Below are 24,812 nucleotides of genomic sequence, written 5' to 3' on the forward strand. Positions count from 1 at the left end.
TTTTACCTAGTTTTCTTTTTTAAGACAACCTAGGTAGCTTTAAGTCTTTTTTTGAAATTATTTCTTCTCCATGAGGTATTCCCCAATCAATATTTAAAGTAGGATCGTTATATATAATCCCATCTTCTTCCTTAGGGTTATAATAATTATCACATTTATAAACAAATTCTACTGATTCTGACAATACAGAAAAACCATGTGCAAACCCTCTAGGAACAAACAATTGTTTTCTATTTTCAGCACTTAATTCAACAGCCTCATATTGTCCATAAGTACTACTTTCAGGACGAAGGTCAACTGCTACATCAATTACTCTACCTGAAATAACCCTTACTAATTTTGCCTGTGCAGCAGCTCCTTTCTGGAAATGCAAGCCTCTTATTACACCATAGGTTGAAGATGATTGATTATCCTGCACAAACGTTACAACTAAGCCTGTTACTTCTGAAAATTTCTGAAAGTGAAAACTTTCATAAAAATACCCTCTATCATCTCCAAAAATTTGAGGTTGAAGAATATAACAATCTTTCAATTTGGTTGGTGTAATATTCATAGCTAATTATTATTTCAACAGATTTAAAATATATTGACCGTAGCCACTTTTTACTAACGGTTTAGCTAATATTTTTAATTGATTTTTATCAATATAACCCATTCTATAGGCTACTTCTTCAATACAACCCACACTTAAACCTTGTCGTTCTTCTATTACCCTAACATATTCACCTGCCTGCATTAAAGAGGCAAATGTACCTGTATCTAACCAAGCTGTACCCCTATTCAAAATACTTACATTGAGTTTTCCTCTTTTTAGATACTCCTCATTGATAGACGTAATTTCTAATTCTCCACGCTCACTAGGCTGAATATTTTTTGCTATTTTAATCACTTTATTATCATAGAAATATAACCCAGGTACTGCATAATTTGATTTTGGTTTCGAAGGCTTTTCTTCAATAGAAACCGCTCTATTATTTCCATCAAACTCTACTACACCATAACGTTCTGGATCATTTACATGGTAGGCATAAACACAACCTCCTTCAATATCATTATTAGACTGTAATAAAGAGGATAAACCTGAACCATAAAAAATATTATCTCCTAGGATTAAAGATACTTTATCGTCTCCAATAAAGTCTTCTCCAATTAAAAATGCTTGCGCCAATCCTTCTGGTTTTTCTTGCACTGCATAAGAGAAAGTACAGCCTAGTTTCTTTCCATCACCTAATAATTCTTGAAATAAAGGTAAATGTTCGGGTGTTGAAATTATCAATATCTCTTGTATACCTGCCAACATTAATGTTGATAATGGATAATAAATCATTGGTTTATTATACACAGGCATTAACTGTTTACTAATAGCCAATGTTAATGGATGGAGACGTGTACCAGAACCTCCTGCTAAGATTATTCCTTTCATAATTCGCTATACAAAAAAAGTATGCATCTATTTTAATAAATACATACCTTTTGAATCAAAAATTTTAATTAATATTAAAGTTTAGCTGCCTTTTTCATAAATGTATTTATATCAAGTAATAAAAGAACCCCTATAACTATCATAAATCCAATAAACATTCCAATTAATGTTTTACCTCCTGTTGATAAAGAAACTGTATATAATTCAGAAAACCTGTTTACAAATTGAACAGGTTCAACTAAGATTAGTTGAGTGCTTAAATCTTTTAATTCCTCATTTTTTAATGCTAATTCACCCATTGCTTGCAAAGCTAAATCTCCACTCTGTTTAACTAAACCTTCCTCTTCTGAACTTTTGAATAACAATACATTTGAATTAGATTTGGTCGTACTTTGTATCTTACTTTGTTGGATTATTATTTGTTTATAAGCATCACTAAATTCATTCAACACTTCTATCTCTTTTTGAGTAGTCTCAATATTTCTATTTAGATTCTCTTTATGAATCGTCATTCTCTTTTTTATGTATTCATTATTTGAAAAGAAATAATCAAACCCTTCTTGAATTTCAGTTTTAGTTATTGACTGAACTGAAGTTTTAATATTTATCTGAAAACGTGTTTCATCTTCCAATGCACGATAGTATAAAGAATCTTGCTCTAAATTATTCCTGTACTTAACAAAATACCCCTCAGCTACAATCTCTGATATATTTTCAACAGTTGCTAATGGTAAATTTAGTGCTTTAGCCAACATAGGGCGCCCTTCATCTGTACACAAAGCATTTAATTCATTTAATTCTGTTGAAAAATCTACACCTGTTAAGAATTGACTTTTTACTGTAGCTTTAGAAGCATAGTACTGAGAAGTATTTTTAGATAAGTAACCTAACATACCACCAACTAAAACTCCAATAATAATAATAATTTTAAATTGATAAATTTTAGTATATGAATAAACTAAAACAGCTAATACCATACTCCATATACCTTTGAAAAGTTGACTAACTTTATTCCCAATTATTGAGAATAAATCAATTAAATCAATTTCATCATTTTGGTTTGAATTCTTGTTATCTAATGATTGGTCTTTATTATTTTGTCCCATATAAATAGAGTATTCTTGTTTTTTAACTTGCAAATATAATTACTTTTTTAATTAACTAGTATAATTATAGCATTACCTTAAGTAATTATAATACCATTCTACGACATCTTTTAATCCTTTTTGAATAGAATATTGGGGATTATATTCAATTAAGGATTTCGCCTTTTCTATTGACGCTAATGAATGTTTAACATCTCCTTGACGTGACGGACCAAAAGTTAGCTCGATATCTTTTACTTTTGATTCATATATTAATAAGAACTCTTGTAAATAAGAATACAATTCTTTCAAATCAGTCCTTTCTCCAAAAGCCACATTATACACCTCATTTACAGCCTTTTGATTTATCGTTATTGCAGCTTGTTCATTTGCATGCAATACGTTATCAATGTAAGTAAAGTCTCTAGAATTCTCTCCATCTCCATTAATAACTGGTGATTCCCCATTTAACATTGCTATTACAAACTTTGGAATTACAGCTGCATAAGCTCCGTGAGGGTCTTGTCTTCTTCCAAAAACATTAAAGTAACGTAATCCAATTGTCTCTATTCCATATGTTTTAGAAAATACATCAGCATACAATTCATTAACATATTTTGTTACAGCGTATGGAGAAAGTGGCTTTCCTATTTTATCTTCTTCTTTAGGTAACCCAGGGTGGTCTCCATAAGTTGATGAACTTGCTGCGTAAATAAATCTCTTTACTTCGGCATCTTTAGAAGCAGTCAACATATTCAGAAAACCTGATATATTTACTTCATTTGTAGTTATTGGATCATTAATTGATCTTGGTACAGAACCTAATGCTGCTTGATGAAATACTATTTCAACTCCATCAATAGCTGCTTTACAATCTTCTAGATTCCTTATATCACCTGTAATAAATTTACATTTTGGATGTTTTTCAAAATCTATGATATTTTCTTTTTTCCCTGTAGAAAAATTATCTAAACAGACAACTTCATTGTCTTGAGCAAGAAATTTCTCAGCTAAATTAGACCCTATAAAACCTGCTGCTCCAGTAATTAATATTTTTTTTCTTGTTAACATCCAATTTTAAGTTATAAACGGTCTGTTATATATTTTTTATCTAGAACGCTTTTAACATCATAGACAATTGTATCTTTTTCTATTAATTGCTCCCAATTAATTTCTTCTCTAAATGATTTATGAGCCACTGCATGAATAATAGCAGCATAATCATTTCCAATTTTTGGAAGTAAATCTAAATCATATTCATCCTTCACCTCTTGAGCATCTGCGTGAGGATCATAAACTTCTACTTCTAAATTAAAAGCTTGAAGTTCTCTAATTACATCAATTGCTCTTGAGTTTCTAATATCCGGACAATCTTCTTTAAAAGTGATGCCTAACATTAAAACTTTTGCACCTTTTTTAATTGATGACGTTTTTTCCATCATTAAGCGAAGAACTTTATTTGCCACATGAGCTCCCATCCCATCATTTATTCTTCTACCAGCAAGAATAACTTCTGGGTGATAGCCCAAAGATTCTGATTTATATGTCAAATAATATGGATCAACTCCAATACAATGACCGCCTACTAAACCAGGTCTAAATGGCAAGAAATTCCATTTTGTACCAGCAGCCTCTAATACTTCTAAAGTATCTATCCCTACTTTATCAAAAATTTTAGAAAGCTCATTTACAAAAGCAATATTTAAATCTCTTTGTGAATTTTCTATCACTTTTGCTGCTTCTGCTACTTTTATACATGAAGCCTTATGTGTACCTACTTTTACAACTACTTGGTACATCTTATCAATTTCTTCTGCTATTTCTGGAGTTGATCCAGAAGTAACTTTCATTATATTATGTACTCTATGTACATGATCTCCTGGGTTTATTCTTTCAGGAGAATAACCAGCAAAGAAATCTTTATTAAACTCTAGACCACTTATTTTTTCAAGTACAGGAACGCATTGTTCTTCTGTACAGCCAGGATAAACAGTAGACTCATAAACAACAATATTTCCTTCTGATAAAACACTTCCTACTGTTTCACTTGCCTTCTTTAGAGGAGTAAGATCTGGTGTTTTATATTCGTCAATTGGAGTAGGCACAGTTACAATATAAATATCAACATCTTTTAAATCATTGATATTTGACGAATACGAAATTATACCTTTAACTGCTTTAAGTTCTTCTTCTGCTACTTCTAATGTATGATCTTTTGAAGTATTTAATTCTTCTATTCTAGTTTGATTAATATCAAAACCAATAACTTTTACGTTATTCTTTGCAAATTCTACAGCTAAAGGTAGGCCAACATAGCCCAAACCGATAACTCCTATTGTTTTATTCATCTGTAGTTTAGTTATTCTTCAAGCAGTATTTAGATAAATCGCTTATCCTGTTTCTCTTTTACGTTCGCTAAAAATTGTTTCACACGTTGCTCATGATCTTTTTCACAAATCATGAGTACATCATCATATTCTGCTACAATGTAATTTTCCAACCCTTGTACTACTACTAGCTTCTCTGAAGGTGTTTTTACAATTGAATTAAATGTTTCATAGGCCATAATATTACCATGTAAAACATTTTCTTCTTGGTTTTTATCTGCTTGTTCGTATAACGACTTCCATGTACCTAAATCTGACCATCCAAAATCAGTTCTCATTACATAAACATTATCTGCATGTTCCATTATACCATAATCAATCGATATATCTCTACATTGATGGTAAATAGTATCTATTACTTCCGTTTCTTCTTCTGTATAAAACTTATCTTCTACAGAGCGAAATAAGTGGTCTATATCGTCTAAATAAGTAGAAAATGCTTTCTTAATCGTCTTTACATTCCAAACAAAAATACCTGCATTCCAAACAAAGTCTCCGCTTAAAACAAAGGCTCTCGCTAATTCTTCGTTCGGCTTTTCTGTAAAAGTTTTCACTTTATACAAAACTTCTAAACGGTCATTATTTAATGCTTGAATATATCCATAACCTGTATCAGGTCTATTTGGACGAATACCTAGAGTTACTAATATATCATGAGATCCAACATAATCTAAAGCTGTCTGAACTCTTAATCTGAATTCTGGTACATCTAATATTACATGATCTGCAGGCGCTACTACAATATTTGCATCTGGGTTTTTCTTACCAATTTTATAGGCTGCATAAGCAATACATGGTGCTGTATTCCTTCTTACAGGTTCACATAAAACTTGATCTTCATTTAAAAAAGGGAGTTGTTCTAAAGTTAATTCCTTATAAATATCACTTGTTACAACATATATGTTTTCTTTTGGACAAACACCTTCAAATCTAGCAGCTGTTTGCTGAATCATTGTCTGCCCTGTTCCTAAAATATCTTGAAATTGTTTTGGGCGTTTTTCTCTACTATATGGCCAGAATCTACTTCCGACTCCACCAGCCATAATAACTACGTAATTATTTTCCATTATGCTATACAAATTTAACCTCGGTTAATACCTCGGCTCCTAGTTTATCATTTAGTCTTTTTACAACATGATCTCTAACCATATTTAATTCTTGCTTTAAAGTCGGAACATTTAATCTTACATATAATGTTTTACCTCTTAATTTCAAGTCAATGGTTCTTGATGCTACAGTATTTCCCATTACTTCACCCCATACTCTACCAATAACTGCTTGGTTATAGCTATGGCTTTTCTTCAACGACTTCATAAATTCCTGCATCGCTCCTCCAACACCAATAGTTTCGTGCTTTTTAGGTACTGGCGTTCTTTTACGAAAACGGTATTTTATCTTTTTATCGTCTGACAAAGTGATGGTGTTTTTATTTTCCTATTTCAATAAAATGAGAAGGTGATGTTATTACATCCATTAAGCTCTTAGAGCGTTCAGGACGTGCATCTGTTAAAATTATTTGACCAAAATTTTCATTTTTTATTAATTCTAACAACTTCTGCATTCTTTCATCGTCCAATTTATCAAAAATATCATCCAAAAGCAGTATTGGAGCAACATCTAATTCACTTTTTAATAAAGAATGTTGTGCCAATTTCATCGCTATTATGAACGATTTCTGCTGACCTTGAGACCCAAATTTCTTTAATGGATACCCTGCCAACTGAAAATCAAAGTCGTCTTTATGAATTCCTTTTGTAGTTCTTTGTAATGCAATATCCTTTTCCCATGCATTAGCATAGATTTCATCAAAGTCTTCTTTTCCTAAATCAGATTTATAAACTACTTCGGCGACTTCTTTATCAGATGATAAAAATTTATAAGACTCCTGAAAAAAAGGTCTAAAACTATCGGTAAATTTCTTTCTTCGCTCATAGATTAGTGCACCGTTATTTTTTAGTACATGATCATAAGGTGCTACCCAATCTTTATTTGGAGTTTGCCTTTTCTCTGCAAAAGTTTTTAGTAATTGATTTCGCTGTAACAAAGCTCTTTGATAATCAATTAATGCTTTTAAGTATTCTTTATCGAACTGAGAAATAACGCTATCAAAATGTTTTCTTCTTATCTCACTTCCTTCTCTTAATAAATCTGTATCATTTGGAGCAATCAATACACAGGGAAATTTACCAAAATGTTCGCTAAAACGATTATATTCTTTGCCATCTAAAATAAACTTCTTCTTGGGCTTATCAAATTGGCAAATTACAGTATGTGATTTAGTCGAATTCTTGAATTTTCCAGACAGTGCAAATGTCTTATTACCATGTCGAGCATTCTGCTGTTCCGTCATGCTAAAAGCACTACGAGTCATACATAGAAGGTAGGCTGCATCAAGTAAGTTTGTTTTTCCTACACCATTTGGACCTACTATACAATTCACCCCTTCTTTTAATTCGAGGGTAAACTCATCATAATTTTTAAAATCTTTTAAGTATAGTCGTTCTAAATACATCCAACAATATTTTGATAGGCTGCAAAGCTAACAAAAAATTACTTATCCATTAACGATTGAACTAAAGTAGGAAAAGGAGTTTCTGTGTACCCTTGCTTACGGTTCTCTTTACTTATTTCATAAATTGACCACCAATGAGCAAAAAGATCTTTATACGCATTAAAAATTGAATTTTCAGGATCATAAATATGTGCAGGTTCAGAATTGACCCCATTAAGTTCCATTACTTTAAATTCACCTCTTATTAATGCTTCTTCACTCTCTGCTTTAACATCGTATCTACCAAAGTAAAAACCATCAATATGATTTGAAATTTGATCGTATAAAGTAGTATCTAAATTATTTATTAAATGATTCGCGTCGTTAAATATTGCTCCTCGTGAGTGGTTACCCATTTTAGAAAGCATAAGTACTTCGTTATTTTCAAGTATTTGATTTAAACGGTCTGCATACTTTTCTTTTAAAAAATCAATATATAAAATTGCACGAGGATGATTTTTAAATAAAGTGAGTAGATTATTTTCACCATCACCTACAATATATAATTCATCTTTAAACACTACTGAAGTAACTTTCCCTTTTTTCTCAGAAGGTCTACGTATATACATCACACCAAATTCATGAGGTGCTGTAATAAATTCTTGTAAAATTATGCGTTCTGGTTTATCACTTAGATAGCACTCTAAATCTTTATCATTTTTAATTTTTTCGACTCCACTTCCTCTCTCTCCTTCGTCCGGCTTTAAAATCACTGGGTAAGTGAGGTTTAATTTCTGCATCTGTTCTTTCACCTTATTTAAAGAAGGTGTTTCTACAAAAAATGCTGATTTAGGAAGAAATTTAGATGGTATTTGACGTAAAACATCAAATTTAGAATAACTAAAAAAACCTCCATATCTCATACCTGGGTTCGCTAAAGTCATAAAACTTAATGAACGAGATAAAGCAGACAAACCGAAGTATAAAAAATACACAGGAATGTAAAAAATATAATAGGGCCAAAATTCCCATTTAAATAGCCTGTACCTTAAGTTAGGTTTAAGATTCATGTTTCAAAACAATTAATGGTAACGATACATTATCCTTTTCTTGTATTAGACGGTCATGGTAATGCATACTGACAGTTGAATCAGATACTTTTAACTGAGTTGTACTTACTGTGCAATATTCTAAACGTTGCATTGATAATCCAAAAGCTTCATTATCACCTCTATCTACCAATTCATGAACATCTAAAATCTCTTTAGATAATCTATCTGATTTATTTAACCAGTTCAAAAACCTTTCCTTTCTTTGTTCAGATTGAATAGTATCATATAATGTTGACGAAGACCAAATATGGGGAACTTTAGCATCTAAACCCGTTTTATGTCCTTCAATTCCATCCCAAACAAATTGAGTAATTTCAACACCTTCTTTTTGATCAATTACTATCAAAGTAAAAGGTTCAATATTAGAGAAGTTGTAAGTATCTAAATAAGTATTGATATCATTAGATAAAGTCGCATCTAAAACTACCTTACCTCTACTATGTTTATAGGGTGGAGTTGGAATATGTCTTTTAAAGCCTCCATTTAGTAGACATACAATCCTACCATTCTCAGAAGCAGCCAGCCATGTACCAAGAGCCTCTCCATCAATTGGGGCGATAAACTTTATACCATTTTTTTCATGAAGTTGAGGAGCAAAAGCTGATGCCCTACTTTTTCTTTCATCTCTATTAGAAGTGAAAATATATTCTAAATTATTAATAGGTATATATGATAATGTACACATACAAATCGTTTTTGGATAGTAAAGTTATTTGCCTTTTCTATATGCATAGGTTGATTTCGCTACTCCGAAAACATCATTTAACTCTAAAGTTGGAAAGTAATGCTTTATTCCAACTTTTATAATGGCAAGATGATGAACTGCATGTTCATTACAATAATGTAATTCTCTAGCAAATGTAGTTACAGACTCCCACGGTTCTAAAGCAAGGTTTTTATCATAATCTTTTACTTTCAAACACATTTCATTCTTTAAATTAATTACAGTAAGTAGGCTGTTTTCAATAGTTTCTAAATGAAGAATTGCATTTAATTTATCTTGCTCTATTTGTAAATTTCGTTTACGATCTTCATAACAAACTTCTTTATTATTCTCAGATGCATTTAATAAACATTGGTAAAATTCTATGATATGCCTAGCATGTTGACCAATGGATGAACCAGAAAACAGATCTAACGGAGCAATATATTGTTCTTCAGACAACTGAGTTAATAAACTTTGTAATTGTTCAGACAACTCAATAGCTGAATTAATAACATTATTATTCATTTAAATGGATTAATGATGATAGATAATTGTGTACAATAAAAAGAGGCAAAAAAATAAGCTGTATTATTCAAAATAATAATACAGCTTAAAATTAAGAAGAATCTTTCCATTTATTTTTATGATGACTCCATATAAGATGTTTTTTGTTTAAAATAAGTCGATTTTCTTGATTCCTGCTCAATAATTAATAGACATGTTAATAAAGTAACTAAAGACATTCCAAACAATTGCATACCATTTGATAATCCTTCTTCTACAGGCAAGTCAATTCCTAGAATAAAGATTTGGGCAAGTAATTGAAATGATGTTAATACAACAGCTATCCATGCTCCCCATTTACAAAGAGAACGGTAGACTAGTAAAAAACAGGCAATAAACTCTACAACAGCAATAAATAATCTAATATCATCACCAAGTCCTAGTTGATAATATATATACACAGATTCGGGGTCTTCGCCCATCTTATACAAGAGTGATTGAAAAAGAACTACAACAGGTATAGCGCGAAGTGCCCAATACGACAATACTTTATGGATTTTAAAATCTTTTTGCATTGTATTGGAAATAAAATTAGGTTTAACAAGTAAGTGATTACAATTTACTTCCTTTATTTTATTTACTTTTGATAATAGTACATTCAACTATACCCTTGCAAGAAATGAAGAGCATTCGCATTTTTTTTATTTTTCTAATATGTTCCCTTGATCTTTTATCAAGTTGTTCTACTACAAATAGTAATGACAATACTCAACAAGAGTCCGAAAAAAAAGACGTTACTAAAAGCATAAAAAAAGACTCTAGAAAAGTTATTATATTTTATGGTAATAGTTTAACGGCTGGTTACGGATTAGAAAAAGAACAATCTTATCCTTCTATCATTCAAACAACTTATGATAGCTTAAACATACCTTACAAGTGTATAAATGCAGGTCTTAGTGGGGAAACAACAGCTGGTGGAAAAAATAGAATAGATTGGGTACTCAATCAAAATAAACCAGATATTTTTGTGCTTTCATTAGGTGGTAATGATGCTTTACGTGGTCTAGATCCAAAAAGCTCAAAGCAAAACTTAATTGATATTATTGATATAGTGAAAGCTAAAAATCCAAATTGTAAAATTTTACTTGCTGGTATAGTACCCCCACCAAATATGGGCGAGAAATATTTCAACGAGTTTAAATTAATTTTCCCTCAAGTTTCTAAAGAGAAAAATACGTTTTTACTACCGTTCTTACTCAAAGGAGTTGCAGGTAATGAAACATTGAATCAAAAGGATGGAATACACCCTAATATTGAAGGGACAAAAATTGTTGCTTCTACAGTAATGACTGCACTGAAACCATTATTATAATTAATCTTCCTTCTTCTTAGGTTTGATCACCGGCCTAACAATTTTCTTCTTTGCTACTGGTGTTACCTCTTCAGAAGAAGATACTTTTGGCTTAATAACAGGACGTACTACTGTTTTCTTAACTTCGGAAGTTCCGGATGGGGATGTTTTAGGCTTGATAACTGGTCTAACAACTTTCTTCTTTGTTACTGGTGCTACCTCTTCAGAAGAAGATACTTTTGGCTTAATAACAGGGCGTACTACCGTTTTCTTAACTTCAGAAGTTCCGGATGAGGATGTTTTAGGCTTGATAACTGGTCTAACAACTTTCTTCTTTGCTACTGGTGCTACCTCTTCAGAAGAAGATACTTTTGGCTTAATAACAGGGCGTACTACCGTTTTCTTAACTTCAGAAGTTCCGGATGAGGATGTTTTAGGCTTGATAACTGGCCTAACAACTTTCTTCTTTGCTACTGGTGCTACCTCTTCAGAAGAAGATACTTTTGGCTTAATAACAGGGCGTGCTACTTTTTTCACAGGAGCCTCCTTGTTATTATCTTCAGTTTTTTTGATGACAGGTTTTGCTCCCATTTTAGGTTTAAATTTTGGACGAGCAGGCTTTTTATTTTCTACTTCATCAATATTCTCACCTTCTGTTTTTGGTTTGATTGTAGGTCTTACTACTTTCCTAACAACTTTTGAAGTTGAATCTAAATCACTTTCAGTTTCTTTTTTTGGAATAGCTTTTCTAACCACTCCAGATTTTGGTTTTGGTTTAGTGACTTCCACCTTAATAGGCTCAGCTATCCAATATCTTCTACGAATTTGATTAATCAGAAAAAGTTTCTGTTGTGTAAAACTTTTAGGATGTACCTGCATAAACAACGATTCCCATTCTTCAAATCTTTCTGGTTCAGAAGATTTAAAAAGGTTAGGGTCAATTCTCTTTTTCGTTAAATATGCTTCAAATTCGTTCATAGTCTGTTTATGATTTTACAACGTAGTTGATTTTCCTCAAAAGTAATAATGGAATAATTATAGATCAAATTGATTTTAATTTCCTACCCATTCTTTATTTAAACGTTGTAGTTGTTTTCTGTAAACACTAAATATCCTTGATTTAGAAACCATCCCTACATATTTTTTGTTTTCGTCAACTACAGGTAAGTTCCAAGCATCCTCTTTTTCAAATTTTTGCATTACAGTTGGCATACGCTCACCATAATAAACAATACTTGGAGGTTCATTCATTACGTTTGCTATTTTTACTTTTGCCTGTTGTTCTTGATCAAACATTATTTCTCTAACCTGATCAAGAGTGATAACACCCTTCAGTTTACCTTCGTCATCAACAACAGGAAAAACACTTCTTTGGCTTATACTTATAGCAGATACTAAATCACTTAAATACCCTTTAACAGGTACAGTAACAAAATTTGTTTCAATTAATTTATTGATATTTAATCGATCCAAAACCTGCATGTCTCTATCTCCTTTTAGATAATCTCCTCTCGCTTTTAATGCTCTAACATGTGGAGCATCTGGGTCCACCACACTCACTGTAGTATAAGCAATGGCTGATACTAACATCAAAGGAACAAATAATGTGTATCCTCCTGTAATTTCTGCAATTAAGAAAATAGCAGTTAAAGGAGCATAAACTACTCCACAAAGAACACCACTCATTCCGACCAGAATAAAGTGAGTTTCATGAAGGTCTGCAATACCTAGTAAGTTAATGAATCTAGCAAAAGCAAAACCCGTTAAACCTCCAATAACTAAGGCTGGTCCAAATGTACCGCCACTACCTCCTGCAGATAATGTTAAAGATGCAGCTATAACTTTGGCAAATAATACCATTATAATATATGCCAAAAACAACCACGCTTTTGTATTTGGAATTATTGTTTCAAACAGTTCTGCTCTGTTTAAAAGTTGAAGTTCTTCTCCGTTTAATAATGCCTTTATCGTTTCATATCCCTCTCCATAGATTGGGGGAAATACAAAAATGAATATTGATAAAACAATACCTCCATATAATGCTCTTCTATATCTATTTGGAATTTTCTCTTCCATTAAATGCTCCATTTGATGAAGCGTTTGATTAAAATAAATAGACATAAAGCCTGCTAATACACCTAGAATAATAAAGAAAGGTATATTCTGAGGTTGAAAATCTTCTAAAATTTTAAATGAAAAAAGGACTTCTTCACCTACTATTAAGGAAGAAACTATCGCTGCACTAACAGATGATATTAATAAGGGTACAAAATTAGCAACTGATACTCCTGTTAGTATTACTTCTATACTAAATATCAGTCCTGTAATTGGTGCATTAAATATTGCTGATATAACTCCTGCAGTACCGCAGCCAATCATTAAGGTTTTGGTTTTATAATCCAATAAAAATGATTGAGCAATATTAGAACCTATAGCACCTCCAGTTAATACAATTGGAGACTCCAAACCAACAGACCCACCAAACCCAACAGTAAACATTGATGTTACAAAGCGAGAATATATTTTCCCTTTTGCGATGTTACTATTGTTTTTAAAAATATCGTGTAAAATATCTGTTATTGCATGACCTACACTACTTTCTTTATAAAGTGATTTTGCAATTACTGTGGTTATTATTAAACCTATAATTGGGAAAAGTAATAAGCCCCAATTCTCTACAAAATTATAATGCGTTAAATATTCATGTATATGATGTACTGATAGCTTTAACAACACAGCAGCTAAACCTGATGCAATACCCACCATACTACTCACTATAAGAATAAAATTCCTATCTGAGAGGTGAAGTCTTCTAAGGTTAAATAACTTTTCTACAATCTTATGCTTTGCCATCTATATTGTGTACTATAAAAATACTATCAGAAATAATTAGTGTTCTAGTGTATATCTAATATGTATACAATTACCCACAATCAATCAAGATGCAAACTTACAAAATGCTAAACAAAAAAAACCACCTCTCTATATAAAAGAAAGGTGGTTGTGTTAATATCATCGATTTACTCTAAAATTAATTACCTGGATAATCTTTTACAGTAACTTTTGGTATAGTTGACGAATACAATGTATTTAAAGTCTCTATCATTTCATTCACTATAATAGCATTCGCAGCAGATGTATAGCTATGTCCATCCATAGAATAGAAATTCCCACTTCGGTATTCATTTGTGTACGTTACTCCGTCTTGTTTATAACCTGTTATTAATTTTGTTGAAATAGATTCTACATTAACAAAGGCCCAACGGTTACTATTTGCTGCGTTTGATAAAGCTAAATTATACGCTCTATTTGCTTCAGCAACTTCTTGTTGTGTTGTATAAAAGTATACTTGATCAATAGTTGGGAACAAGTTCAATAAATTTGATGGATCAAAATCACCTGGTAATCCTCCATTACTAACTATACTCTTGATAAACGTTCTTAAATCAACATAAACATTTGCGTAAGGCAACATAATTTTATCGCCTGTTTCTAACACTCTCATTCTTGTTGGAGATGAAGGATCAATAACAAATAATGGGTTATCTCCTGCTACAAATTCCGGGAAATACTTACGGTTACGAAGAACATCAATTACTGTAATACCAATTTCTCCTAATGAATTATCTATTGCAGCATCTAGGCTTTCTGGTGTCAACTCACCTTCTACATTTCTCAATACCACATTGAACAGTTGGTTAGCAATGATATTTACTAAAGCTTCTCTTTCTCCAAAATGAAGTAATAATGATGCTATAGATTCAGTAAACGTTTTTTCAATAACCATTACTTGTAATGGGTCTGTTGCCATTATACTATCCATTGCTGTTGTTGAATCATTCTCAAATGAGTACACCCATTGTTTATCTACTTCAGCAAATATATAATCATTTCTATCTGATCTACCACTAGGTGAAATTGCAGCTACTCGTCCTGCTAATGTTCCTGTTTTAACACCAGAAACTTCGTAAGGAAGTGAATAATAAGGGCCATTAAAAACAATATTATAAGCAATGGAATCAACTATAGGCGTACAAGTTGAAATTGTTGTACAACTTGCATATGTAGGTTTTGAAGGGGGTAACACAGGTCTATTAGGGATATCATATCCACAACAAGCATTTATACTAGAAACACCTAATTTACCGCCCCATCCATCAATCATTATTGGTTCTAAGAAATTAATAGCGATAGAATCTTGAGCTTTAGGACGGGTAACAACTTGTATAGAATCAAAAACATGAGTAATTAAACCATATACTAAAGAGTCAATCCCTTCATTGATTGCATTAGCCGTTGATTCTTCTAAGTTGATAGAATTTCTAACATGATTGAAATAAGGCAAATCATTTATTACATCGATACCAATTACTGCTCCTCCTTGTTGTGTTGAGAATACTGAAGCAACTACATCTACTTGATTTTCTAAAGTAGCACTTGATGGTAAGACTAAAGCATCATTTGTACCTTTATTTAAAGCATAATCAAGTAAATCGAATTTACCTACAGATATTGTAGTAAATGTTGGTATAGCTTTTTTAGCTTCACCAAGCATAGATGCTGTATCTGATGATGAAAAATAACTAAAATATGGATTCTCAGCCGAATAATTCTGCTTTGTCAAATCTTCCATTTTAGCTTTAATTACTGATATATTAGTAAAGCCTGAACCATCTGCAGTCGTTCCGACTATTGATGGAACTGCTTCTGTTAAGATTCTTGCTTCTCCAACAACCCAACTCCCTTTTGAATAACGATTTACTTCTCCGTTTTCATCAGGAACACCAGTACCTTGAGTGGTAACACTTGGGTTTACTATTACCGCACCTAAATTTACATCTTGTAATTTTTGAGAAAAGATGACAGCAACTGAATTATCTTGAGCCTCTTTATACCACACATTATCTTGTAGGCCTGCAGTTACTCCATCACCAATAGCTACATAATTTGAGTAATTAATAGGAATTCCTGATCTAGTTCTACCTGAATTGGCAAGTATCGTTTCTTCTCTATCAGAACATGATATAAAGACAGGTAAAATTATTGATAATATAGTTAATGCTTTTAGTATATTTTTTTTCATAAATGAATTCTATTCTTAAAAGAAGGTTTATAAATTGTTTTAGGAAAATAAAGGTAAAACTAAAAAAAACCTACCCCTTTTAAAATAAAGAGGTAGGCTATCTTCAAAAGTAAATATTTTTACTTTCTATTGTTTAATTCTCAACAATATTTATGATTAATTAGCAGCTGCTGGAGTTGGTACTACAGTTGTTTCAACTACTGGGAAATCATTTTGCTGGATCTGAGGTAATTTAGCACCATATTTAGCATTAATTGCTTGAAGTGTATAGTTACCAATTACTGCATATCCTCTTTGCGTAAGGTGTGCTCCATCTAAAGAGAACAAATTACCTGATAAATATGTTGTAGTATAAGTTACTCCATCAATTATAATTCCTCCGTCATGAGCTTCAGACATAATTGCTTCTGTATCAACATAAGCTAACCCTCTATCAGAAGCTTCTTGTTTTAAATAAGCATTATATCCATCAATAGCACTTGCTACATCATCAACATCACCTTTCTCTAAAAATTCATATGTTCCTGTTGTATTATCAATAACAGGTAAGTAATCTTTTAATTTAGTTATATCTAAATCTCCTCCTGTTAAGATTAATTCTCCTAATTCTCTTGCTTTGCTTAATGCTAATAAAGAAACTAATGTTCCTTCTGCAGGTACACGCATCATTGTTGGAGAAGTAGCATCATATACAGGTAATTGATTTGATTCTAATGAGAAAACAGGATAATAACCTGCAGCTTTAAAACTAGCAGTTGTAGATGCTACAGTCCCTTCAATAACAGCAGGATCAATAGAACTATAAACAGTATTAACTTCAGTCTCTGTGCCTGTATATGTAGCCCATGTTGCATTAATATTAAATGCAACTAATTGAGCTATTTGTGTTTGTCCTTCTTCAGATGCTACAACAGCATCTGCTGCTGCTTTTGCATCTGCATCACTTGCACCTGTACCTTTTGCTGTTAAAAACGCAGTCGAATGAACTACTGTAGTTGCTAATAAAGTAGCATCAGTAACATCGCCTCCTGCTGTTTGAATTACATTTACAGAATATGCAACAATATTTACATTTCCTATTGCTGCAATAGGAGTCAATACTTTTGTAATAGCCGCCTTAATATTATCTTCTACACCTTGTGCAATAACAGGGTCAAAAGCATTTGCTAAATATCCATTAACTAAGACAATAAAATCTTCCGTTAATTCCATTTTGTTAGCAGCTAGCATCTTTTCTAACGTATTTGGAGTAGTATTAAATACTGCTGCCTCAGTAATGTCAGGAACATTAAGAATTACACCTTTGGCTCCATTATTCATCATTCCATCCAAAACACCTTCCATAGCTTGTTCATAGGCTGATTGAGGTGTAATTGCTGTTGCATTTAAGATATTATTTGGTCCTAAAGATCCTCCTTTAGTGGCAAAACCTAAAACATCATTCGCCCCTAACCATACAGAAAAGAATGTTGGTACAGCAGCTATTGCATCATTTAAAACTGTTGATGTTGCCGCCGATGAGAAATAACCATAATTAGAATTAGCTTGACCATAACCTGGTACTGCCATATCTATTGCTCTAATACCTGGTACTGCCATATTATGATACATACCTGCAGTAATATTATCAGCAGCTCTAGATGTTCCAACATCTATTTTAGGAAGACCACCTGGTCCTGAATCTGTCAGAATTAACTGTTGCCCAAAATATGCTTTTCCTGAATTTGAGACTAACGGTTGTTTAAAGTCTTTTGCACCTAAACCTGCTTCTTGCAAACTACGTGCAATTAACTGAGGATATGAGTTAACTTGAGCACTAGCAACCCAAGCTCCATCCGTATAACCAGAAGTTAACGAATTACCTAAAGCTACATAAGTGGTATAATCTACGGGAGTTCCATCAGAAGAAGAGCCACCAGCAGTTACAAAATCATCTACTTCTGTAGTACAAGCTGACAGTAATGCTATCGCACCTGCAGCTAATAATGATCTATATTTATTAAAAGTCATTTTTGTTATTTCTTAAATTAGGATTGGAATAAAATTAGAAGTTATAGTTTAAAGAAAGGCTTGGAATATAAGCCGATGCTTTATATACACCATTCATTCCACCTGTGTCTACACCTTCAGGAATAATATTTTCTCTTTGTTCTTTGTTTGTAAATAAGAATGCTGCATCTACACCAAACTTCTCACTAAACATGTAACTAACACCACAAGATAAACCTAATGCATTTGCATCTGGAGATTCTGGAGTTAAGTGACCATCCGGAACAGGAGTTGTATCGTAGTAAGCTCCAGCTCTAGCTGTAAACGCGTCTGTTACTTTATATTCTGCACCGAAGTTAATGATGTATGAATTTTCCCATTTTCTATCATAAGAAATCGTTCCATATTCACCGTCAGGGAATTCAACTTTTAACTCTTCATAAACACTCCAAGTAACATAATTAAAATCTAGACCGAATGATAATTTATCTGTAGCATTATAACCAACACCTAAAGCAATTGTAGATGGTAAAGGTAATGTAGCATTAAACTTGGCTTTCATTTGCTCGCCAGGAGTATAAGCATCTCCAAATAATTGACTACCAATAAAATCATTAGGTACATCAAAAGTAGCATCACCACCTTCAACTTTCATATCAACACCAGAACGGTAGTTAATACCTGCAGAGAATTTCTCAGAAATTTGAGCAAATACACCTAAGTTAAAACCGAATTGTAATGTATTACCATCCATCTCGAATCCAACATCACCACCTGGAGCTGCTACAGCTTTCTTAAACTGAACACCACCAGTTACAATATCTAAACCACCACCAACTGAAATCATATCATTGATTCTGTAAGAAACTGTTGGTTGAATATATATAGATTGTAATGAAATTTCTTGTAAAGAATATTTACCTGTCCATTCATTATCATAAGTTACAGTAGAACCAAATGGTGTAAAAACACCTAAACCAAATGCCCAAGGCGATTCAGCTGAAGGTCTATAAACACCATATGCTTGAAATGGTGTTCCCATTGGAGAATTTGATGCATATTTTGTAGATCCATCAATGCCTCTATAAGAAATATTTGACATTACAGGACTTACTCCTACCTGAATTGTACTACTTTCTAGAAATGATAATGCACCCGGATTAAAAAATAAGCTTGATGCATCTGGACCGTAACCAACTCCAACGTTACCACGTCCGATTTGTTTTGTTCCCTGAAGCAGTACCTGGAACCCATTAGCAAAAGCTGCGTTAGCTATAAACACAGTTGCTACTGTCAACAGTAAATTTCTGATTTTCATTAAATGAATAATTTTAGATGAAGTCTAATAATCGAGATAAAAAGTCGAAACTTTTCGATGAAAAAAATTGAATATGTTATGTAAGCATAACATATTTTTTAACAATTATAAGTTTAACACATGCAAAGTGCAAATTTTAGCTAAAAAAACCCACGTAAATTCAACACTTATTCGAGTTAATGTAGATATATTTACATTTATTACATAAATAACACAATGCAATAGTTGTAAAGTTCAAGTTTTTTAATAAATGAACAATCATTCATTAATATAATAACGGATTAAGTATACGCTATAATTGTTCTTTATAGGTTCCCAATAATGCTCTATAAAATAGCTCACCTTGGTATTGATATCCAATACGACTTAAATGTACTCGATCTCGTGATGTCATAGACATTGCACTCCATCTCTCAATAGATGATAACCCTCCCATTATATGGTAGAAATCCCAAACAGCTAAATGTTCTTGTTTTGCTAAAGTAAAAATTGCTTCTGTAGCTTTAGCATTATCTCTATTTATGTACTTAGATTGTCTAAAATTATCTCCTGGTGTAGTTATAATAATTGGCAATTTAGGATTACCACTTCTTAATTCTTTAATCAGCTTACTATATTTTAATACAAAACGATCTTTATTAAATGGAGAAAAGAAAGCATCATTTGTTCCTAAAGAAATTATAATTAAGTCTGGGTCTATTTCTTGAATATCATCTTCTAAATCTTTACATCTCAAATAAGAGGTCACCTTTGCTCCATTAACCCCAGAAGAACTGTAAGTAACTCCTGCTAATTCTGAATCAAGCACTGCTAAACCTTTTAACGTAAATTGATTTTGGCTAAAGTGTTTTTTCTTGAGGCCAATTCTAAACTTAGAGATTGGTTGATCAAAAGTATAAGTAAGTTTACTTTTACCCCTTTTGGTTGCAATAAGCTTTGCAGGGTTTAATGGTTGTATTACAGGTAGGTATTGAGTTGTATCATTTACAGGATAGTAAACTTCTACCGTATTCCCTTTATATGGATGTAAAGAGTCTATACCTACATTTATAGTTAAACTTGCAAAAGATTCTGTGGTTTGAGCAGTGATTGCTGCAATCCCCCAATCACTTTTATGATAACTAACAGAAGCCCTTTGTCCTTTCCATTCTCCAATTTTCGATACTTTAAAATTATACGGGTTGTTTGTTTTCGCTGCAGTATATGGAAAGAAAAAACCTCTACTAGCCATTGGAAACCTTTGGTCTTCATAAAAACGTTCTCTTACCCAACCAGAAAAAAAATCTGCTTGAATATGTGAATCACCTAAATGGAGTATATGTACTTGACCTTTTTTCTTTTTCTCTAATTTTTCTAATTTCGAATAAAAAGAATTTAATACTGTTGAATCTCCAAACGTATTAATTTTATTCAAATCCATTCGAATAAAATCATAAGTAACAAATGGCCTTTTTACATTAGAAATTGATGTTGGAGCAGAGTGTGCACACAATAATAAGATCGTTAGTATTCCTTTTACTAAGCGTAAACCTTTTTTCTGAAATGGTTGTATGTAATTATTTAGTTTCCAATTCTGACTCATCTCTATTCTTATAGCGTTGATACTCTCTCATTAGTTCATTATAGAGCATATCTCCTATATAATTTGCTCCTTTTCTTGTAAAGTGAGTATAATCTTTACCTGCCCAAGCTGGTTTTTTATCTGCCCATTTTACAATTGAATTCTTACCACCCATTGCAAGATATAAATCCCAATAAGCTGCTCCCATTTTGTTTGCTGCTCTTCTTTCTGCAGCTCTAACTGCATCAATATTTGAGTATGATTCAATCTTTGAACCATTTTTCTTTGCCATATCAGAAACACCAATAATTAATACATTTAATTCTGGTGCCACTTCTTTAAAATACTTTAATTGTCTAACAATTAAACGCTCATAATAATTATAACTTTTTGCTTCCTGAGGAACTACATTTACACCAAATTGTAACACAAGTAATTTCACTTCCATATTTTCTAATAAAGAGGATAAATGCTCCTTTCTTATTTTAGTGAAATCTGTTCCAGAACTACCTCTCATTGGTATGTTATCAACAGCAATACCATTATTACAATCAAAGCTCACTCCGTATACTTCTGGAGAAACATCTGATTTAAATTTTAATTCTAACTCTCCTAGAGTGCCTGAGATTGGTAATGTTACAGCTTTTGCTTCAGAAGATGCTTCAATTTCTTTTGCTTCACCTTCAGCTCCATTCATTTTATAGTCTAACTTTACGTTAGCTACTGTGTTTCTCATATAAACCTTAAAAGCTTCAAAGTTTTTATGAGCTGTTTTTGAATAAGGAGCTTTCTCAAATAATAGTGTAGCTTCTGTTCCTTCGTAGGTGAAATATTTACCGAAGAAACCATAATCGTTGTGTTTTCCTCTATATTTTTTAGGGCCAAAACATAAAAATTGTTCCCAATTATCACTGTATGTTTGGTCTAAAGTAGTACGCATATTTTTTAATTCAATAATTGGTACTAATCCAACACCGCAACCTCCAAACTGTTCTTGTAAATTTTTCCTTAACCGCTCTGTCATACGATCTCCCTCTAATTGAGAGTCTCCATAATGTAAAACACGAACCAATTCGCCCTCATCTGAAATTGATGTTAACCCCTTAAAAAAGTTATCCAAAGCAGACATATCATTATTTGGATATTCAATAGCTACTGCTCCTTTTGGAGTTCTAACCGATAATGGTTTTTCTTCTATTGGTACCCAAGTTGACGCTTCGTCTACACTCGTCATATCAACAGTTAGTGAATCTTCATCAATATATTCCTCATCTATAATTTCTATCTCCTCATTTTCTACAATTAAGCTTTCAGGAAGGACATCGCTTAATGTAGGTACACGAACTGTAGTTCCAAAAACATTTATTTCTTCTGGAGACATCATTAAAACTAGTCCCATCATTAAGCCGATATAAACGAGTATTTGTAATATCTTAAGAGGCGTAATTTTCATTGTTTTTATATAGGTTATAATTAAGAGTGAAAACGTTCAAAGCACTATAAAAGCATAATTGATAAGTAAAATAGAACTTTTTTTAATTATCAAATACTATTTGAGTAAATTTTTACATTCAGTTTGTAAGTTTGCAATTATCTAAATTAAAAAATATGGCTGAAGAACTTTTCATTCCACAAAATAGTAATAAATCAGAAGTTTACGATAGTATTCTTCCACAAATTAAAGGGCTTACTTCTATAGAAACCGACCTAATTGCCAATTTATCGAATACTTGTGCAGTATTAACCCAAACATTTAATCATTTATGGATAGGTTTTTACTTAGTCAAGGATGACGAACTAGTTTTGGGACCTTTCCAAGGACCTATAGCGTGTACTCGAATAAAAAAAGGAAAAGGAGTTTGCGGAAGTGCTTGGGCAGATGCTAAAACCTATATAGTAGATGATGTGGAAGCTTTTCCGGGTCATATTGCTTGTAGTTCAGCTTCTAAATCAGAAATAGTTGTTCCCATACTTAAAAATGATACAGTAGTTGCAGTACTAGATATCGATAGCGATCAAATTGGTACTTTTGATAAAGAAGATCAACTTCACTTAGAAAATCTGGCAGCTTATTTAGCTAGTAAATGGCAATAAAAAAAGCGTTTCAATCTTATTATTTGATTGAAACGCTTTTTTAATAAAACACATTTTCTATTACTTATCTGCTAGAATAATTCTATCTACAGCATCTATTAAGTTTTTAGCATGATGTGTTGCTACTGTATTTTCTACTAATGGATTATCAACTTGTATACGGTATTTAATCCCCACTTTTTCAGCTGGAATTAAATCTCTTTCTTTATCACCAATCATCCATGTATTTTCCATATCCGCATTGTACTTATATAATGCTCTCTCAAACATTAAAGTACCTGGCTTACGGCTTAAAGAATTAGACCACTTTTCATGTAAAGGAGCATAAAACATATCATCTATTGCATGGTTACACTCTTTTTGTAATGCATCATGACAGATAAAAACATCTTCTTTTTTATAAATTCCTTTTACTATTCCAGACTGATTTGTTAAAATAACAAGCTTAAAACCTGCATCTTTTAATTTTTGTAATGCCTCTGCAACACCTGGTAACACCTCAAATTTTTCTAAAGTATATGCATAATCCACATAATCTTTATTTAAAACGCCATCTCTGTCTAAGAATACACACTTATTTTTTTCCATTCTTCTATTATATATAGTAATGATATACTGCAAATGTAACAGTTTCTTAGAAATTGTTATTATCAAGAACTTATTCAGGTTTATATACTCTGTTTTTCCACTCTATAGGAGGAGTTTTTAATCCATAAAACAACAAGCCGCAGTAAGATATACAGTGGTAAAAATCGAATAAAAATGTTGCTCTCCAATGTACTTTTTCTTTTAACTTTTTCTGAATATACACTAAGTAACAACACTTAAATAGATACCCTAAAAGTAAAAAAGCACACATTATTGGAAAGAAAAACACCAAAATTAATAAAATTGGATAAAATATAATGTTTAAATAATTTAAAGTTTTTAAAAAAAATGAAAGTTTTTTTGCTCCCTGCATCCACCTCCATCGCTGTTGTAACCACTCTAAATAAGTTTCCATACCTTCTGTTTTTGCTAATACAGACGCATCAAAAAGTTGATTAAAAGAGCCTTCCTTTTTTATTACTGCATTAAATAATGCAAAATCTTCTGCTACTGAAAAAGGGATTCCTCTAAAACCATTAACCTCATCAAATTTAGTAGATTTTATACCCATATTATTACCCATTGCAGTTAATGGAATACCAAAATTAGAAAATATATGTATCTGATTTAAAGCCAACATCCAATCCAATCTTTGGAAATTTAACCATAAAGATTCCCCCTCTACAATAGTAACACCAGTAGTAATATCTGCATTTCTTAAAGATAAGAGCATATTTTCCACCCAAGATGGAGGATATACAACATCTGCATCTGCAAATAAATAGTAGTTTCCACTTGCTAAATCACTTATATAATTAAGTACATTTACCTTGCCTTTGTACTCCTTATTCTGTGGTACAGTAAAAGATTTAATAAACGTATATTCTATCTCAAAATCTCTAATTATTTCAGTAGTTAAATCAGTTGATAAATCATTTCCAATTATAATTTCAATACATACATTGTTATTAACTGATTGCTTTATCAAACTCTCTAAACACTGTCTAATTGTACCGTCCTCATTACGAGCTGCAATCAAAATACTAACTGTCTGATTCATTAAGAATTACTTGATTTGATGTTAATTTTATCGCTATATCAATAAAACTCATTTGTCCAT

23 protein-coding genes are annotated in these 24,812 nt (G+C 32.0%); 2 read left to right on the forward strand and 21 right to left on the reverse strand.

Going from position 1 to position 24,812, the window contains the following annotated elements; translation table 11 throughout:
* Positions 1-19: 19 nt before the first annotated feature.
* The 12 genes from rfbC to EI427_RS15565 all read right to left on the reverse strand — a co-directional run bounded on the left by rfbC (position 20) and on the right by EI427_RS15565 (position 10,283).
* Complete coding sequence (gene rfbC / locus EI427_RS15510; RefSeq protein WP_126616365.1) at positions 20-553, reverse strand: dTDP-4-dehydrorhamnose 3,5-epimerase; 534 nt, start codon at positions 551-553, stop codon at positions 20-22.
* 9 nt (positions 554-562) lie between these two features.
* On the reverse strand, positions 563-1,423 hold the full coding sequence (gene rfbA, locus EI427_RS15515) for a glucose-1-phosphate thymidylyltransferase RfbA (RefSeq protein WP_126616367.1): 861 nt from the start codon (positions 1,421-1,423) through the stop codon (positions 563-565).
* Positions 1,424-1,497: 74 nt separating this feature from the next.
* Positions 1,498-2,562, reverse strand: a complete 1,065-nt coding sequence (locus EI427_RS15520; RefSeq protein ID WP_170178495.1) for a hypothetical protein — start codon at positions 2,560-2,562, stop codon at positions 1,498-1,500.
* Between the two features lie 39 nt (positions 2,563-2,601).
* Positions 2,602-3,579, reverse strand: a complete 978-nt coding sequence (locus EI427_RS15525) for an SDR family oxidoreductase (RefSeq protein WP_126616371.1) — start codon at positions 3,577-3,579, stop codon at positions 2,602-2,604.
* An 11-nt stretch (positions 3,580-3,590) separates the two neighbouring features.
* Positions 3,591-4,856: a nucleotide sugar dehydrogenase gene (locus EI427_RS15530; RefSeq protein ID WP_126616373.1), complete on the reverse strand. Its 1,266-nt coding sequence runs from the start codon at positions 4,854-4,856 to the stop codon at positions 3,591-3,593.
* A 29-nt stretch (positions 4,857-4,885) separates the two neighbouring features.
* Complete coding sequence (locus tag EI427_RS15535; RefSeq protein ID WP_126616375.1) at positions 4,886-5,962, reverse strand: mannose-1-phosphate guanylyltransferase; 1,077 nt, start codon at positions 5,960-5,962, stop codon at positions 4,886-4,888.
* Positions 5,963-5,966: 4 nt separating this feature from the next.
* Positions 5,967-6,308: a DUF721 domain-containing protein gene (locus tag EI427_RS15540; protein WP_126616377.1), complete on the reverse strand. Its 342-nt coding sequence runs from the start codon at positions 6,306-6,308 to the stop codon at positions 5,967-5,969.
* A 13-nt stretch (positions 6,309-6,321) separates the two neighbouring features.
* On the reverse strand, positions 6,322-7,407 hold the full coding sequence (recF, locus tag EI427_RS15545) for a DNA replication/repair protein RecF (protein ID WP_126616379.1): 1,086 nt from the start codon (positions 7,405-7,407) through the stop codon (positions 6,322-6,324).
* A 38-nt stretch (positions 7,408-7,445) separates the two neighbouring features.
* Positions 7,446-8,330, reverse strand: a complete 885-nt coding sequence (locus tag EI427_RS15550; RefSeq protein ID WP_170178496.1) for an ATP-grasp domain-containing protein — start codon at positions 8,328-8,330, stop codon at positions 7,446-7,448.
* A gap of 115 nt (positions 8,331-8,445) precedes the next feature.
* Positions 8,446-9,183 carry an NRDE family protein gene (locus EI427_RS15555; protein ID WP_126616383.1) on the reverse strand — a complete coding sequence of 246 codons (738 nt, stop codon included), beginning with the start codon at positions 9,181-9,183 and terminating at the stop codon, positions 8,446-8,448.
* Positions 9,184-9,207: 24 nt separating this feature from the next.
* Positions 9,208-9,729, reverse strand: a complete 522-nt coding sequence (locus tag EI427_RS15560) for a DinB family protein (protein WP_126616385.1) — start codon at positions 9,727-9,729, stop codon at positions 9,208-9,210.
* Positions 9,730-9,845: 116 nt separating this feature from the next.
* The gene (locus EI427_RS15565) at positions 9,846-10,283 is read right to left on the reverse strand and encodes a hypothetical protein (protein WP_126616387.1); all 438 of its coding nucleotides are present in this window, start codon (positions 10,281-10,283) and stop codon (positions 9,846-9,848) included.
* Between the two features lie 104 nt (positions 10,284-10,387).
* Here EI427_RS15565 and EI427_RS15570 point away from each other — a divergent pair, with 104 nt between their 5' ends.
* Positions 10,388-11,080 (forward strand): arylesterase, encoded by a 693-nt coding sequence (locus tag EI427_RS15570; RefSeq protein WP_126616389.1) that lies wholly within the window; start codon positions 10,388-10,390, stop codon positions 11,078-11,080.
* On the opposite strand, the gene EI427_RS15575 is transcribed toward EI427_RS15570, so the two are convergent.
* From EI427_RS15575 to EI427_RS15605, 7 genes are all read right to left on the reverse strand, one after another.
* Positions 11,081-12,037 carry a hypothetical protein gene (locus EI427_RS15575; protein WP_126616391.1) on the reverse strand — a complete coding sequence of 319 codons (957 nt, stop codon included), beginning with the start codon at positions 12,035-12,037 and terminating at the stop codon, positions 11,081-11,083.
* Between the two features lie 75 nt (positions 12,038-12,112).
* Complete coding sequence (locus tag EI427_RS15580; RefSeq protein ID WP_126616392.1) at positions 12,113-13,912, reverse strand: chloride channel protein; 1,800 nt, start codon at positions 13,910-13,912, stop codon at positions 12,113-12,115.
* Positions 13,913-14,090: 178 nt separating this feature from the next.
* On the reverse strand, positions 14,091-16,142 hold the full coding sequence (locus EI427_RS15585) for a hypothetical protein (RefSeq protein ID WP_126616394.1): 2,052 nt from the start codon (positions 16,140-16,142) through the stop codon (positions 14,091-14,093).
* A 156-nt stretch (positions 16,143-16,298) separates the two neighbouring features.
* Positions 16,299-18,152: an SGNH/GDSL hydrolase family protein gene (locus tag EI427_RS15590; protein WP_126616396.1), complete on the reverse strand. Its 1,854-nt coding sequence runs from the start codon at positions 18,150-18,152 to the stop codon at positions 16,299-16,301.
* A gap of 34 nt (positions 18,153-18,186) precedes the next feature.
* Positions 18,187-19,449, reverse strand: coding sequence for an OmpP1/FadL family transporter (locus tag EI427_RS15595; protein WP_126616398.1), 1,263 nt, complete (start codon positions 19,447-19,449; stop codon positions 18,187-18,189).
* 292 nt (positions 19,450-19,741) lie between these two features.
* The gene (locus tag EI427_RS15600) at positions 19,742-21,031 is read right to left on the reverse strand and encodes a GDSL-type esterase/lipase family protein (protein WP_126616400.1); all 1,290 of its coding nucleotides are present in this window, start codon (positions 21,029-21,031) and stop codon (positions 19,742-19,744) included.
* Complete coding sequence (locus EI427_RS15605) at positions 21,006-22,463, reverse strand: SGNH/GDSL hydrolase family protein (protein ID WP_126616402.1); 1,458 nt, start codon at positions 22,461-22,463, stop codon at positions 21,006-21,008. The genes EI427_RS15600 and EI427_RS15605 overlap by 26 nt, the downstream gene beginning before the upstream one ends.
* A 155-nt stretch (positions 22,464-22,618) precedes the next feature.
* On the opposite strand from EI427_RS15605, the gene EI427_RS15610 reads away from it, so the two are divergent.
* Entirely contained in the window at positions 22,619-23,104 is a 486-nt protein-coding gene (locus tag EI427_RS15610) for a GAF domain-containing protein (protein WP_126616404.1), read from the forward strand.
* Between the two features lie 60 nt (positions 23,105-23,164).
* Here EI427_RS15610 and EI427_RS15615 read toward each other — a convergent pair whose 3' ends face one another.
* Both EI427_RS15615 and EI427_RS15620 read right to left on the reverse strand, forming a co-directional pair.
* Positions 23,165-23,692 carry a D-glycero-alpha-D-manno-heptose-1,7-bisphosphate 7-phosphatase gene (locus EI427_RS15615; protein WP_126616406.1) on the reverse strand — a complete coding sequence of 176 codons (528 nt, stop codon included), beginning with the start codon at positions 23,690-23,692 and terminating at the stop codon, positions 23,165-23,167.
* A 70-nt stretch (positions 23,693-23,762) separates the two neighbouring features.
* Positions 23,763-24,752 carry a glycosyltransferase gene (locus EI427_RS15620; RefSeq protein WP_126616408.1) on the reverse strand — a complete coding sequence of 330 codons (990 nt, stop codon included), beginning with the start codon at positions 24,750-24,752 and terminating at the stop codon, positions 23,763-23,765.
* Between the last annotated feature and the right edge of the window lie 60 nt (positions 24,753-24,812).

Origin of the sequence: Flammeovirga pectinis, assembly GCF_003970675.1 — a bacterium.
Classification (GTDB): domain Bacteria; phylum Bacteroidota; class Bacteroidia; order Cytophagales; family Flammeovirgaceae; genus Flammeovirga; species Flammeovirga pectinis.

Excerpts from the sequence above, each read along its gene's own strand:
- rfbC (WP_126616365.1), bottom strand. The coding sequence starts at position 553 with ATGAATATTACACCAACCAAATTGAAAGATTGTTATATTCTTCAACCT.
- rfbA (WP_126616367.1), bottom strand. The coding sequence starts at position 1,423 with ATGAAAGGAATAATCTTAGCAGGAGGTTCTGGTACACGTCTCCATCCA.
- EI427_RS15525 (WP_126616371.1), bottom strand. The coding sequence starts at position 3,579 with ATGTTAACAAGAAAAAAAATATTAATTACTGGAGCAGCAGGTTTTATA.
- EI427_RS15530 (WP_126616373.1), bottom strand. The coding sequence starts at position 4,856 with ATGAATAAAACAATAGGAGTTATCGGTTTGGGCTATGTTGGCCTACCT.
- EI427_RS15535 (WP_126616375.1), bottom strand. The coding sequence starts at position 5,962 with ATGGAAAATAATTACGTAGTTATTATGGCTGGTGGAGTCGGAAGTAGA.
- recF (WP_126616379.1), bottom strand. The coding sequence starts at position 7,407 with ATGTATTTAGAACGACTATACTTAAAAGATTTTAAAAATTATGATGAG.
- EI427_RS15550 (WP_170178496.1), bottom strand. The coding sequence starts at position 8,330 with ATGACTTTAGCGAACCCAGGTATGAGATATGGAGGTTTTTTTAGTTAT.
- EI427_RS15555 (WP_126616383.1), bottom strand. The coding sequence starts at position 9,183 with ATGTGTACATTATCATATATACCTATTAATAATTTAGAATATATTTTC.
- EI427_RS15560 (WP_126616385.1), bottom strand. The coding sequence starts at position 9,729 with ATGAATAATAATGTTATTAATTCAGCTATTGAGTTGTCTGAACAATTA.
- EI427_RS15565 (WP_126616387.1), bottom strand. The coding sequence starts at position 10,283 with ATGCAAAAAGATTTTAAAATCCATAAAGTATTGTCGTATTGGGCACTT.
- EI427_RS15570 (WP_126616389.1), top strand. The coding sequence starts at position 10,388 with ATGAAGAGCATTCGCATTTTTTTTATTTTTCTAATATGTTCCCTTGAT.
- EI427_RS15575 (WP_126616391.1), bottom strand. The coding sequence starts at position 12,037 with ATGAACGAATTTGAAGCATATTTAACGAAAAAGAGAATTGACCCTAAC.
- EI427_RS15580 (WP_126616392.1), bottom strand. The coding sequence starts at position 13,912 with ATGGCAAAGCATAAGATTGTAGAAAAGTTATTTAACCTTAGAAGACTT.
- EI427_RS15585 (WP_126616394.1), bottom strand. The coding sequence starts at position 16,142 with ATGAAAAAAAATATACTAAAAGCATTAACTATATTATCAATAATTTTA.
- EI427_RS15590 (WP_126616396.1), bottom strand. The coding sequence starts at position 18,152 with ATGACTTTTAATAAATATAGATCATTATTAGCTGCAGGTGCGATAGCA.
- EI427_RS15595 (WP_126616398.1), bottom strand. The coding sequence starts at position 19,449 with ATGAAAATCAGAAATTTACTGTTGACAGTAGCAACTGTGTTTATAGCT.
- EI427_RS15600 (WP_126616400.1), bottom strand. The coding sequence starts at position 21,031 with ATGAGTCAGAATTGGAAACTAAATAATTACATACAACCATTTCAGAAA.
- EI427_RS15605 (WP_126616402.1), bottom strand. The coding sequence starts at position 22,463 with ATGAAAATTACGCCTCTTAAGATATTACAAATACTCGTTTATATCGGC.
- EI427_RS15610 (WP_126616404.1), top strand. The coding sequence starts at position 22,619 with ATGGCTGAAGAACTTTTCATTCCACAAAATAGTAATAAATCAGAAGTT.
- EI427_RS15615 (WP_126616406.1), bottom strand. The coding sequence starts at position 23,692 with ATGGAAAAAAATAAGTGTGTATTCTTAGACAGAGATGGCGTTTTAAAT.
- EI427_RS15620 (WP_126616408.1), bottom strand. The coding sequence starts at position 24,752 with ATGAATCAGACAGTTAGTATTTTGATTGCAGCTCGTAATGAGGACGGT.